Raw genomic sequence first — 12,964 nt, 5'->3', positions numbered from 1 at the left:
ACGCTAAGATGGATTCCCGCTTTCGCGGGAATGACGGCCTTGAGGACTAATGAGGCTCAAGGCAACACAAGCCTATGCGGCAAAAAGCGCTCTAACCGGGCAGCTCTACCCCAAGCTCGGCGAGGCGACGCAAGCCATCGGGTGTTGGCAACAGCGCGCGATTGCGTTGCGCGCGGCGCAGCCAGCCTGCATCGAGCAAGGCACTGGTGATCGCCACACCGAGCGGGCCGCCCACATGAAGACGCCGTTCGGTCCAATCCAGGCAACCACGTCCATGCAGGGTCAGCAACGATCGCGTTGTGCTCGTCTGCCATCCGGCGCGTACCAATGCATCGGCGCCAGCAGACATCATGACGATGCCATCGCTTTCGGCACGCAGCCAACTACGTTGCAGCCACGCATCGCACAATGCGACACCAAGTTGCCCGGCAAGATGGCGATAGCACGTGCGCGCCCGGCATAGCGTTAGATCGCGCGCCGCCGGCTTGGGCGTGATACGTGATGCATGAGGTAGCGCCATGGCTTCCAGCCACGCCGCTACCTCGTCGCTCGCCAGTCGGTAATAGCGATGCCGTCCCTGCTCGTGCAGGGTCAGCAGGCCTCCATCGAGCAGGCGCTTCAAGTGTGCGCTGGCGGTGGCGGCGCTCACGCCCGCAATCGACGCCAGTTCACCTGCAGGACGCATGGTGCCGTCCATCAGCGCAAGCAGCATGGCGGCGCGTGAAGGCTCGGCGAGCAACGCGCCCAGTTCGGCCAGTTGATAGCGATTGAGCGGGCTGGCTTCGGTCATGCCTACAGTCTAATCGCCCGCTACGATCGACGTTTCGCTGGCGCCCGAAGTGTCGAGGGACGGACAGGCTTGGCGCTCGATGACGCCGTATAGTCGATCAGCGCGGTGGCGAGATGGTCGTAGAGCGCTCGCATCAGGGCGCTACGGCGCAGGTCCTCGTGCATGACGACCCACGTATCCATGTACAACTCGAAGCTGTCGGCCATCAGCCGAATCAACGCCGCATCGCGCTGCGCGATACCGCATTGGCAAATCGCCACACCATAGCCAGCGCGCAACGCTGCAATAGCCGCCAGATCGTTATCCGTACGCAGCGCGAAGTGCTCACGCGCATACGGCACGCCGGCTGGACGCATCGCGCGGATATACGGCGTTTCGCGATCGAATCCGATCAAGGCATGCGTGACCAGATCCGCCATGCTCGATGGTCGGCCGTTCGCTTTGAGGTAACGCTTGTGCGCATAGATGCCCAATGCGATTTTGCCGACATGCCGCGCAACCAGCGCATCCTGCGTGGGACGTGCCATGCGGATGGCGATATCGGCATCGCGTCGCAGCAGGTTCTCGGTCTGATTCGAGAGGGACAACTCGATGACCACGCCCGCGTGTTTCTGCCGGAACGCGGCCAGTATTGGCGGCAACACTTCGACACCGATCACGTCGCTGGCGGTAATACGTGCTACACCGGACACGGCGCCATCGCGCGTCGTCGCGGCACGGCGCAAGGCGGCCGAAGCGGACGCCATGGCTTGCGCATGCGGCAGCAAGGCTTGCGCCATATCGGTAGGCGACAAGCCTTGCGGCGAACGCGCGAACAGAGACACGCCCAAGGTTTCTTCCAGCTCGCGCATATGCCGTCCCAGGCTGGGCTGGGTCATGCCGAGCATGCGCGCCGCCGCGGACAGGCTTCCTTCGCGCATCACGGCGAGAAAGGATCGATAAAGCTCCCAGCCGGGTTCGTGGTCAGCCATGCATATTTGTATAGCAGATCTACAGCAATAGGCAATTTTCTTTTAGCCATGCCGGGACCAGACTGCAATCCTCTTCACGGAGGGCATCCTCATGAACACAGCTCCTGTTGCATTGGTGATCGGCGCAAACGGCGGCATCGGCCGCGAAGCGTGCATGGCATTGAAACGGCACGGTTGGCAGGTGCGCGCCCTCGTGCGCAGCGTGCCGAGCGAACGCCACGGCATCGAGTGGATACAAGGCGACGCCATGCAGCGCGCCGACGTGCTCGCCGCCGCCCGCAGCGCGGACGTGATCGTGCACGCGGTGAACCCGCCGGGTTATCGCAACTGGGACGCGCTGGTGCTGCCGATGCTGGACAACACTATCGAGGCCGGCAAGGCGACGGGCGCACGCATTGTTTTGCCCGGCACGATCTACAATTTCGGGCCCGATGCCTTCCCCTTGCTGCGCGAAGATTCACCGCAGCATCCGCGCACGCGCAAAGGCGAAATCCGCGCCGAGATGGAGCGCCGCCTCGCTGCCGCCACCCATGCCGGCGTGCGCTCGCTCGTTCTGCGCTGCGGCGATTTCTTCGGACCGCACGCCGGCAACAATTGGTTTTCGCAAGGGATGCTAAGCACCGGCAAACCGGTCACCACCCTGCGTTATCCGGCCGACTATGCGCATCAACACGCATGGGCCTATCTTCCGGACGTCGCCGAAACGATGGTGCGCCTGCTCGAACGCGACGATGCCTTGCAGGACGTCGAGGTTTTCAACTTCGGCGGTTATTGGCTGGATGGCCATGCGATGGCGGACGCAGTCCGCCGCGCAACCGGCAACCCACATATCGCACTGCGCCGCTTCCCATGGTGGCTGACCGCGCTGGCCGCACCGTTCAACGAAACGGTGCGCGAGATGCGCAAGATGCGTTATTTGTGGAAAACACCCATCCGCCTGGATGACGCAAAGCTCATCGCGTTTCTCGGCGGCAAGCCGTATGTGAGCCTGGACGAAGCGGTACGCACGACGCTGCTTGGACTCGGCTGCATGCAAACAGAACCTGCACACAGGCAACAAGCAGCCCTCTAGGTGATGCACAGCTCCCTCCCCTGCTTGCAGGGGAGGGTTGCCCGCGCTTGCCGCACAATAAAAGTTCATCGCGAGATGGCTTCACCCCACCCCGGCCCTCCCCTACTGCACGTAGGGGAGGGAGCTGAGCATCTCGAGAACAAAAACGATCACGTCCCCCGCGGCTTCGCCCGATGCGTCGGCGTCGCCGTCCATGGATCATCCGGCCATGGATGCTTCGGATAACGCCCCTTGAGTTCCTTCTTCACTTCCGGATAGGTACGCTCCCAGAAGCCTTTCAAGTCCTGCGTCACCTGGATCGGACGACCCGCGGGTGACAGCAGATGCAAGGTGACCGGTACGCGCCCGCCGGCGACACAAGGCGTATCGGCCAAGCCGAACAACTCCTGCAGTTTCACCGCCAGCACAGGCGGTTCGCCGGGCGTGTATTCCAGGCGGCGTAGCTGCCCGCTAGGCACCGTGAGGCTGTCGGGTGCCTGCGCATCGAGCTGCTTGCGTTGCTCGTAGTCGAACAGCGCAATCAACGCCTGCGAAAGCTCATCCTCCGACAACGCATCGAGCTTGCGCTTGCTTTGCAGATACGGAGCGAGCCACGCTTCGAGCGTGGCAAGCAACTGCGCATCGGAAACATCCGGCACGCCTAGTTCCGGCATCCACGCGCGCAGCGACTGCATGCGCAGCCGCAGACGACGCGCGTGCTCGCTCCATGGCAGCGCATCGAGGCCACGCTGGCGAATGGCGGCAAGCAGCGCCGGCACGGCATCCTCCGGTTGCACGGGGACGCTGCGACGCTCCAGCACGATGGCACCGAAGCGACGCTCCTCGAAGGCTTCCACCGCGCCGCGCTCCTCGTTCCAGCGCACGTTGCGCATGCGCTGGAATTGTGCGGGATAGTCGTGTTCGAGCATGCGCGGATCGAGCGGCGCCGCACCCAGCACCAGGCTGTCGCGTGCTTCGTGCCGCAGATCGAGCACCACCAGCCAGGGCTCACCCATCAGCGCGGTCTGTTCGTGCAGCCGCGCATCGCGTCCGTTGGCCAGGGTGTAACGCAGTGGATTGTTTTCATCCTGGCGCGCAATGCGATCGGGAAACGCATGCGCCAGCAAGTCACCGACCGCATGGCTGTCTGGCACGCCACTGGCCGCGCTGCGCAGATTCAGCCGCTGACGCCAGCCCTTGCTCGCTTGTTCGATCGCCGCCAGCGCGCCCGCATCGGCACCATGACTGGACCCGGTCGCACTGCGTCGGTCGCGCCACGCGTGCAAAGCGGCGACGCGCGCACGAAAGTCATCGCTGCGCGACGACTCGCCACGCAACGGCGAGCGCGCCTCCATCAGTGCGAGCAGATCGGCGACCAAGGCATGCAGCGTTTCCGGCGCGCGCAAGGCGGCTGCACCGAGACGCGGTGTCGCGCCAAGTTCCAGCATGCGCCGACCGAGCACGGTGATGCGCTGCTGCGGATCGAGCGCACCGAGGCGAGCGAGCAACTCGCGTGCCTGGGAAAGCGCGCCGCTCGGCGGCGGATCGAGCCACGGCAATTGCGCGCTGCCCCAGGCCGCCAGTTCCAGCGCCAGCCCGGACAGTTCCGTCTGCATGATTTCCGCCGTGCGCGAAACATCCAGACGCCGGCTCTGCGGCCACAAGCGATACGCCGAGCCTTCGGCCACACGCCCGGCGCGGCCCGCGCGCTGATCGGCCGAGGCCTGCGAAATGTTGACGGTCTCCAGCCGGGTGAAGCCCGAGTTCGGATCGAAGCGCGGCTCGCGCGCAAGACCCGTATCGATCACCACGTGGATGCCCGGCAGCGTGATGCTCGATTCGGCCACGTTGGTAGCGAGCACGACGCGACGCATGCCCGCGTCCGCCGGCGCCAAAGCCAGTTGCTGTTCGGCCAGCGAGAGTTCGCCGTGCAGGGGCACGACCTCCACATCGTCTGGCAGGCTCTGCATCAGCATGCCTTGCACGCGCGCGATGTCGCGGCGCCCCGGAAGGAAGGCAAGCACGTCGCCTTCGCTGCTCTGCAACGCATGGCGCGTAACGCGCACCAGGTGCTGCTCCACGTTTTCCTGCGTGCGCGCGGGCGGATACTCGATGCGCACGGGAAAACTACGACCCGGACTGCTCAGCCGCGGCGCATCCAGCCACTGCGCAATGCGTTCGCCATCGAGCGTGGCGGACATCACCACGATGCGCAGATCCAGACGCAGTGTGTGCTGAATATCCAACGCCAGCGCGGCGCCCAGATCGCCAGCCAGATGCCGCTCGTGGAATTCGTCGAACAGAATCGCGCCGATGCCGGCGAGTTCTGGATCGTCTTGAATCAGGCGCGTGAGAATGCCTTCCGTCACCACTTCGATACGCGTGGCAGCACTCACGCGCGATTCGAAGCGGATGCGATAACCCACCGTCTGCCCGACCTGCTCACCCAGTTGCTGCGCCATAAACTGCGCCGCTGCGCGCGCGGCAATCCGGCGCGGCTCGAGCATCACGATCTTCTTGCCTTCGAGCCATGGCTCGTTGCGCAATGCCAGTGGTACTTGCGTGGTTTTGCCGGCGCCGGGCGGCGCTTCCAGCACGAGGCGCGACTGTGCCGCCAGCGAGGCGCGAATCTCCGGCAACAAGGGGGTGATGGGGAATGAAGGTGCGTTCATACGCGGCTAGTTACACGACAGGCGTCAAGTGTAATAGCGAAAGCAAAAACCCCTCTCCGGACGGGAGAGGGGTATGCGGGCAAGCTTACTTCGTATCGGACCCGGGCTTTGCGTGCAGTGGCGCGAGCGATTCGAATTTTTCCTGGTATTCGTCGGTGACCTGCTTGGCTTCCTCGCTGTTGGTGATCACACGCGGGGTAATCAGCACGATCAGTTCGGTGCGGGTTTTGTTCTTGGACGTCGAACCGAACAATTTGCCCAGGATGGGAATGTCGCTGAGCCAGGGCACGCCACTGGTGGAATTGGTGTTCTGCTGTTGGATCAGGCCACCGAGCAGCACGGTCTGGCCATTCTGCACGCCCAGTTGCGTGGCGATCTGGCGCTGCGAAATGGTGTAGTTGCCCGAGCTGTTGGCGTTGCCGGCGACTTCGCTGACCTGCTGGTCGATGTTGAGGTAGATGAAGCCACCCGGATTCACGCGCGGCTGCACATCGAGAATGATGCCGGTGGGGAGGTATTGCACTTCACCCACCGTCGAGCCCGTGGTCGTACCGCCCAGGCCGGTGTAATAGGTCTGGTTGACCGGTATCTGATCGCCCACCTGGATGTGCGCCACCTGGTTGTTGAGCACCACCAGCGACGGCGCGGACAGCGTCTTGGTATTGCCGCTGCTTTCCAGCGCATTCAGCGCAACCTGGAATTTGCCGTTCGAACTCAGGAAGGAATAGAAGAACGGCTGTCCACTGTAGGTATTGGTGGAATTGGTGCCCGCGCCGCCGCCCAAGCCGATCATGCGATGCGAATAGGGATTGCCAGGGGTGTAGGTAGCAGCTCCGCTGCTGTTGGTCGTCTGCTGCGTACCCGCCAAACCTTGCAAATACCACTGCACGCCATATTCGAGATCGCCGGTGAGATCCACCTCAAACACGCGCGTTTCGATTTGCACCTGCAGCGGCGGCACATCGAGCTGCCGGATCACGCCGAGCATTTCCTGCCACTGCGCCGCGCGCGCGCGCACCAGCAGCTGGTTGTTGGCGCTCACCGAACCGATGCGGATGCTGCCGTCTTTGGAGCTGTAGCCCTGATCCTGGTTTTGCGTATTGGCCAGGCCGCCGTTCATGCCGACACCGCTGATCCCCGTGCTGCCGCCGGTGCCACCGATCGATGAGCCGAAGCCGCCGCTGGTGCCGCCATACGACGAACTGGTGCCGGTGCTTCCAAGCCCGCTGCTGAGGCCACCGCTGGTACCGGTGGTGGAACTGCCGAAGCTGCCGGCCGTGCTGCCCATGCCGGTGGAGTTGCCGCTGGAGTTGTTGCCCACGCCCAGCGTGGTGGCGCCGCCGGCGCCGGGTGCGACCGCGCCGCCGCGGTCGGAGGAGCCATTGGCGTTGTCGGTGTAGAGCTGCGCCAGGTAATGCGCCAGATCCGCCGCCGCCACGTTGCGCACGTCATACACATACAGCTGCGGCTCGTTGCCGCCGCCCAGATCGATCTTGGAGATCCAGTTGCCCACCTCGTTGAGGTAGTTCGGCTGCGTGCTGATCACTACCAGCGCATTGGTGCGCTTGATCGGAATGAAACGCAGCATGCCGGCCAACGGCGTATCGCCCTTGGGTCCGAACATTGCATCGAGTTGCGGCATCAGGTCATCGACCGATGCATGCTGCAGGTTGAACACGCCCACCGACATGCCGCGCAGCCAATCCACGTCGAAGGTGCGGATGGTGCGATCGTAGTTGGCCAGTTCGTCCGGTGTGCCCGACACCACGATCACGTTGCGCGCATTGTCCACCAGCAAGATGGAATCGGGCCGCGCGAACGGCTTGAGCAGCTTCTGCATCTGATCGGCGGCGATGTAGTGCAGCGGGAACAAGCGCGCCTGCGTGCCGCCAGATGGCGCCAAAGCGCCCAGGCTCGGCGCCACGTTGCCGGCGACGGCGTCTTTCTCCGGCATCACCACGTAGCGGCCGTCGGTTTTCACCAGCGCGTTGTGCGTCCACGACAGCAGCGTTTCCAGGATCGGCATCGCCTGGCTGCTGTCGACCGGCTCGGAGGTGGAGAAGGAAATATTGCCCTGCACGCCCGGCACGATGGTGTAGTTCTCGTGCAGCAGATCGCCCAGGATGGCTTTCACCACCGCCTGCACCGGCTGGTTCTCGAAGTTGAAGGTGACCGCGCCCGCGCCCGTGGCTTGCCGATGCGGCGTGGCCAGTGCGGTCGGCCGCACGAACTGGCCGCTTCCTTGCACGATGCTCGCGGTGGACGGCGCAACCTGGCCGTTGTTGAGATTCTGGTTGAGCGGCTGCGGCTGCGGCGCGGGCTTCTCGCTACCCGCCACCGCTTCGCGTTCCAGTTCGTGATTATCCGGGTGCAGCATCGGCTTGTTGGTGCAGCCGACCAGGAAGACCACCAGGGCCATGACGCCGATGCGCAAAGCGTGGCGTGAGTAAGAGTGCATGCGCGAGTGTGACATGGATCAGTGATCTCCCTGGGCATTCCCGTTTTGCTGCTGCTGGGAACGCTGCTTAAGAATGGCGGCCCTGAGTTTTTGCAATCGTTGCGCTTGCGCGTTGTTCGGCGGCGGAGGCGGTGGCTCTGGCTCCATCGAGCGTTCGCGGCCCGGCGGAGGCGTCACCGGCCGCGGCGCGTTCATCGGTGGCGCGCCATTGTTCGGCGGCACCATCTGGTCTATGGGAGCACCGGCGGGCAGCTTCAGTTCCGTGCGGCCGGTGGGCGAGGCAAAAATGGCCGAGCGCGGCAACACCTGGATCAGCTTCCAATTGCTGTCCGGCAGCATGGCGCCCTCGCGCACGCTGACCTGCTTGTCCTCATCGCCCCCCTTGCCATTGACGGGGCCGAGCAGGGCCATGTGCAAGTTCGTGGTCAGGATGACGCCGGTGAGCTGCAGATCGTTCAGGCTGACCCCTTCAGTACCCCCGCTGGTAACGATGGGCTTGCGGTCGGCGCTGAACAGCGGATGCAACCACACCGGCGCATAGCTTTGCAGCGGCGGCGGCGCAGGCAGTGTGACGGCACGGGCCGTCGGGAGCGGCTTGGGCGGACGCGGCGGATCCCAGCTCACCCGGTGTCCCAGGCCGAACAGCAGCGACAGCAGCACGATGCCGAGCACCGCCACGACGGTGCCGACAACAGGGGTGAGACGGCGCTGGGCAGCGGCGTTCATTCGTTGTCCCCTCCCTGCGCGTCGGTCGCCCCGCCTTGCGCGTTGGCGGCCGGCGAAGCAGCCGTGCGCGTGTAGCCGGCGAGCGTGAATTGCACTTCCAGCGGCGCGACGTTTTTCTGCGTGTTCACCAGTGGATTGCGATACACGCTGAAATCCTGCACGAACAGATATGGCTTGCCCTTCTCCAGCGTGTAGAGCAATCCCACCAGAGGTTGCATGTCGCAATGCAGGCTGATGCTGACGACGACTTTCTGGTACGGCTCGTTCGATGCGGTGCCGGGGTTGTTCACCGGCATTTTCTGGCTGACTTCGCAACTGCCTTCCTGCGCGTGCGCCGCGGCGTCATCCACCACGCGCTGCATCAGCGCGGCGGATGCGGCGTTCGGATCGGTCTCGGGCAGAAAAGTGCTGCTGTCGGTTTGGTTGTGACCGAGCTCAGCGATGCGGTTGAGCAGTTGCGGCTTTTCGGCAATCGCGGCGGCGTAGCGGCTCTGCGTGTCGCGCAAATCATCCATCTGGCTGTCGATACCGCGCAGCGGCGCCACGAACCACCAATGCAGCAACACGAAGTACGCCAGCACCAACGCGAGCACCAGCAAGGTGATGGCAGCGATGCGGCTCTCCAGGGGCTTCATGGTCCTGAGCTTCATTGCGCCCCTCCCGCGCTGCTGCTTGCGGCAGGCTTGCCGGTGGCGGGGTTGCGCAATTGCGCATCCATGTAGAAGCGTTCCTTGTTGGTGGCCGGATCGCGCTGGATGACGCCTTGGAAATTCGCGCCGGTGATCAACTTGCTGCCTTGCAGTACATCGATCAAGGACGCGGCTTTCGCGCTCTGTCCTTGAATACCGATGCGGCCACCGGAGCTCTCCACCGTGAAGCGTTCCAGCCAGGTGTCGTCCGGCATGCGTGCGGTGAGATCCTGCAGTACATCGACGATAGCGACGGAATTGGCCTTGCGCCGGGCGAGGAATCCCGAGGCGCCGGTGCTTTCCTCCAGTTGCTTACGCAATAGCGCGATCTTCTGCGCATCGGTGCGCATGTCATCGACTTGCGCTTGCATCGTCGCCAGCGCTTCCTGGCGGTTGTGCAGGTATTGGCCCAGGCACAGCACCAGGAGCAGCAGCGCACCGATCGCCAGCACGAGATTGAGCCGGCGGCGCGGATCGCGGTGCGCGCGCGCCATTTCCGGCGGAAGCAGGTTCACTCCCAAGCGCGCGTCGTCCTTGCACAAATCCACCGCATCGATGGCGATACCGGCGTTGCGCAGATGCTGCAGTTGGGCGTCCACGGCTGCGCGGGGCGCCACCACGAGTTCGGCCGCGATGCGGCCGGCCGGCGCGGGGCCGGGGAGTTCACGCAAGTCGTAATACACCTGATCGATGCGGAACGGCGTCTGCCGGTCCATCTCGAACGCGCCGATCTGGCGCAGGTTGTCGCGCGCGGCTTCCGGCAACACCAGCCGACGGCTCAAGACCGCTTCCTGCGGCAGACACAAAGCGAGGCGAAGATCCTGCCGATCGATATCGGCCACGGCCGCGTTCACCATCGCTTGTTGCGCGGGCGCATCGAGCGCGTCGCTCCACGGCGCGGAGGTTTGCGGCTGGCCGCTGCGGCGCACCGACCATTGACCATCCTGGTGATGCAATAGGCACCACACGTTGCCACCGCCGAAAAGCATCTGCCAGCGGGCCGGCAGCAGGGCGCGCAATTCAGCGCCCCACCAGGCAAAAAAGCCAGGCAATGGCGAGCCGCGCCATGCGCGGCGTGCGCGCTCAAACTGCGGTCGCAGTGTCTGCGTAGCGGTATTCACTCCCCATCTCCCTCCTGCCAGCGCAACACCGCAAAAGCTTGCGAGCCGGGCCGATATCCCTGTAAGCGTACCGTGGCGCGCAATACCGCGCGCGTACCATCGGCGAGCTCGGCCTCGGAACGGATACTATGCGTGATGCCATTGTTGGCGACCAGTCCTGCACCGGCATTGGCTGCCGCGGAGGAGGTCGGACGCGCGGCGATGATCGCAGCGGCGTGTTGCAAGTCCATGCCAGGTACGGAGGCCAAGGCGAGCAACGGCGCCGTGGCCGGATCGGGACTGGAACGCCCCGACCAGATCGTGACGTACGGCGCCACTTTTTCGTATAGGTCGGGTGTGACGCCCAGCACCATCTGCAACTCCTCCACGCTGGCGAAGGGCGCGTTACGCGGACCGTAATCGCGACCGGCGGCGGCATACGCGGCTTTGCGCTGCTCCACCTGTTGCGGTGAGATGGGGAAGCTTCGCCAATCCACGATCGCTTGCGCGATCGCGCTCGCATGCGCCGGATCGACGCCGACGTTGTGGAACAGATTGCTCAGCACGTCGGGCGATGAAGCATTGAGATCCACCTTGCCGCCTTCGGCCGTGATCGATACACCGACCTTCGCCTGATCGAACAGCATCGGATACGTGCGCCCATCGGCAATCCAGCGATCGTTGACGTTCGGCGCCTGCAGCGCATAGATCGCACGCATCACCCCCGCTTCGGCCGCGTAGTGCGCGCGCGCCTGCTCGAACTGATAACTCGATTGCATGCCTTCGGTATGCGCCAGCGCCGCATAGCCGCCGAGCAGAATGGCGAGCAGGGTACACGCCCACATGACCAGTAACAGAGCGATGCCGCGCTGCTTACGTCCAAGCGCGCGCATCATGGCCCCACTCCCGGACCGCGCAAGCCGCGCAGCAGATTGCCCGGCCCCTGCATGGCCGCCGCATTCACGCGCAGGGGCACGCTCAATATCGGCCACGTGCGACCTTGGTCGAGCGCCAATTTGATGGTGACCAGATTGGGCATCGTTGCGGGGGAGTTCCAATCATCCTGCCAATCCATCGGCCGACCTTGCTGATCCACGCCGCGGTAGCTGAAGCTGCCATCGATGACACCATCGACCAGCACCTGCGGATCACCCAGCGGTTTGGGTGCACTGCCGTCCGGCGGTAGCACGGCGAGGCTGGCCACCAGTTGTTTGCCGTGATCACTCTTGACCAGTTTCACTTCAATCAATTGCGGCCCCATGCGTCCCAGATAACCGGGCAGCGGTGCAACAAAACGCATGGTATCGCCGCTACCGGTGAAGAAGATGCCGTTGCCGTTGTCGTCATGCGCCATCGGTTGCGCCATGGCCTGCGCCAACTCGCGGCGCAGGAACTGTTGCGCGGAACGCATTTCATCCAACTGCTCGATCTTCACCCCGCCCGCTTGCACCGTATGCGTGGCCGAACGCACGCCCGAATACACGCCCAACAGCAGCAGCGCCAGCAATGCCAGTGCAGCGAGTACTTCGAGCAGGGTGAAGCCAGCGGCCGGATGCGAAGCACACCGTCTCTTGCGTCGTGCGTGGCTGAGCTGATGTCTCATGACCCGGCACCGCCGCCAATGCGCAAGGTGCTGAAGTGCGCCGCATGTTCGAACGGCGCCGAACCCCACATCACATCCAGATCAAGCCGGTATAACTGGAATGCATACGGCGTACTGGGTGGCGTAACGCCCGGTGCGGCCCATGGCGTGACCTGCATGCGCCAGCGAAAACGATCGTCGAAATTGCCCTCGGTCGTGCCAGGTTTCAAGGGTTCCAACACAAAGCGTGAATCGAGCGCCGAGCGTGCCCATAAGGCAGCCTGCGTGTAATCGGATGCTTTCTGCGAAAGCCGAATCGAACCGCCCGCCACTTCCATCAGTGCGCCAAACGCAATCGCCAGCAACATGATGGCGGCGATGACCTCCAGCAAGCTGAAGCCTCGTGCATGGCGCATCGATGCGTTCACGCGTGCTTGCCTGTGTCGAAGATGCTGATCGCACCCGTCAGCCACGACACGTTGACATGCCATTCACGCTGCCCGCTGCGCAAGGTGATGCGCCCGCCAGTGGAGCTGCCGTCGGGAAAGAAGCGAATGCGTGCGATCTCGCCGCTCGATTGATCGGACGCGGCGCTGGTCACCGAGAGTTCCAACCCCTTGGGTAAGCGCACCTCGCGCTTGTCGGCGCCGCGATAGAGCTCGCTCTGTGTATCCAGTTCGAAGACGCGCTGCTCGCCGTGCACGATCGCTTGCGTGCGCGTGGCGCGCAACGACGCGGCCAGTTCACCGGCGGCGGCATTGATGCGTGCGCTGGCCAGACCATGGGTCACCGAGATTGCCACGGCTGACGCCGCGATGCCGATCAGCAGGATGACGGCAAGCATTTCCAGCAAGGTGAAGCCGCGCACGCGGTTTTCCCTTCCCCAAAGGGAGAGAGCGAGAACACTCCGCGCGCGCAGCCGTTT

12 protein-coding genes are annotated in these 12,964 nt (G+C 64.1%); 1 reads left to right on the top strand and 11 read right to left on the bottom strand.

The window, feature by feature from the left end; all coding sequences use genetic code 11:
• Nucleotides 1-91: 91 nt before the first annotated feature.
• Nucleotides 92-790: an ArsR/SmtB family transcription factor gene (locus DWU98_RS17700; RefSeq protein ID WP_115496903.1), complete on the bottom strand. Its 699-nt coding sequence runs from the start codon at nucleotides 788-790 to the stop codon at nucleotides 92-94.
• Nucleotides 791-810: 20 nt separating this feature from the next.
• Complete coding sequence (locus DWU98_RS17695; protein WP_115496902.1) at nucleotides 811-1,761, bottom strand: LysR family transcriptional regulator; 951 nt, start codon at nucleotides 1,759-1,761, stop codon at nucleotides 811-813.
• Nucleotides 1,762-1,852: 91 nt separating this feature from the next.
• Here DWU98_RS17695 and DWU98_RS17690 point away from each other — a divergent pair, with 91 nt between their 5' ends.
• Nucleotides 1,853-2,833: an NAD-dependent epimerase/dehydratase family protein gene (locus DWU98_RS17690; protein ID WP_115496901.1), complete on the top strand. Its 981-nt coding sequence runs from the start codon at nucleotides 1,853-1,855 to the stop codon at nucleotides 2,831-2,833.
• Nucleotides 2,834-2,982: 149 nt separating this feature from the next.
• Here the strand turns inward: DWU98_RS17690 and hrpB are convergent, their stop codons facing one another.
• From hrpB to DWU98_RS17645, 9 genes are all read right to left on the bottom strand, one after another.
• The gene (gene hrpB, locus DWU98_RS17685) at nucleotides 2,983-5,484 is read right to left on the bottom strand and encodes an ATP-dependent helicase HrpB (protein WP_115496900.1); all 2,502 of its coding nucleotides are present in this window, start codon (nucleotides 5,482-5,484) and stop codon (nucleotides 2,983-2,985) included.
• 85 nt (nucleotides 5,485-5,569) lie between these two features.
• Nucleotides 5,570-7,957: a type II secretion system secretin GspD gene (gene gspD, locus DWU98_RS17680; protein ID WP_230474913.1), complete on the bottom strand. Its 2,388-nt coding sequence runs from the start codon at nucleotides 7,955-7,957 to the stop codon at nucleotides 5,570-5,572.
• A 3-nt stretch (nucleotides 7,958-7,960) separates the two neighbouring features.
• Nucleotides 7,961-8,668, bottom strand: a complete 708-nt coding sequence (locus DWU98_RS17675; RefSeq protein ID WP_115496898.1) for a general secretion pathway protein GspN — start codon at nucleotides 8,666-8,668, stop codon at nucleotides 7,961-7,963.
• A complete protein-coding gene (gene gspM / locus DWU98_RS17670) occupies nucleotides 8,665-9,318 on the bottom strand; it encodes a type II secretion system protein GspM (RefSeq protein WP_115496897.1) in 654 nt (217 codons plus the stop codon). The genes DWU98_RS17675 and gspM overlap by 4 nt, the downstream gene beginning before the upstream one ends.
• Nucleotides 9,315-10,478 carry a PilN domain-containing protein gene (locus tag DWU98_RS17665; RefSeq protein ID WP_115496896.1) on the bottom strand — a complete coding sequence of 388 codons (1,164 nt, stop codon included), beginning with the start codon at nucleotides 10,476-10,478 and terminating at the stop codon, nucleotides 9,315-9,317. The genes gspM and DWU98_RS17665 overlap by 4 nt, the downstream gene beginning before the upstream one ends.
• Nucleotides 10,475-11,353: a type II secretion system minor pseudopilin gene (locus DWU98_RS17660; RefSeq protein ID WP_115496895.1), complete on the bottom strand. Its 879-nt coding sequence runs from the start codon at nucleotides 11,351-11,353 to the stop codon at nucleotides 10,475-10,477. Before DWU98_RS17660 ends, DWU98_RS17665 begins: the two co-directional genes overlap by 4 nt.
• On the bottom strand, nucleotides 11,350-12,060 hold the full coding sequence (locus DWU98_RS17655; protein ID WP_115496894.1) for a prepilin-type N-terminal cleavage/methylation domain-containing protein: 711 nt from the start codon (nucleotides 12,058-12,060) through the stop codon (nucleotides 11,350-11,352). Before DWU98_RS17655 ends, DWU98_RS17660 begins: the two co-directional genes overlap by 4 nt.
• On the bottom strand, nucleotides 12,057-12,467 hold the full coding sequence (locus tag DWU98_RS17650) for a type IV pilus modification PilV family protein (protein WP_230474912.1): 411 nt from the start codon (nucleotides 12,465-12,467) through the stop codon (nucleotides 12,057-12,059). The genes DWU98_RS17655 and DWU98_RS17650 overlap by 4 nt, the downstream gene beginning before the upstream one ends.
• On the bottom strand, nucleotides 12,464-12,907 hold the full coding sequence (locus tag DWU98_RS17645) for a GspH/FimT family pseudopilin (protein ID WP_268990248.1): 444 nt from the start codon (nucleotides 12,905-12,907) through the stop codon (nucleotides 12,464-12,466). The genes DWU98_RS17650 and DWU98_RS17645 overlap by 4 nt, the downstream gene beginning before the upstream one ends.
• Nucleotides 12,908-12,964 lie beyond the last annotated feature (57 nt).

The sequence above is a fragment of the Dyella monticola genome, assembly GCF_003363155.1.
Classification (GTDB): Bacteria; Pseudomonadota; Gammaproteobacteria; order Xanthomonadales; family Rhodanobacteraceae; genus Dyella_B; species Dyella_B monticola.
The sequence above is the reverse complement of the archived record's forward strand: the minus strand, read 5'-3'. Positions and strand labels throughout refer to the sequence as shown.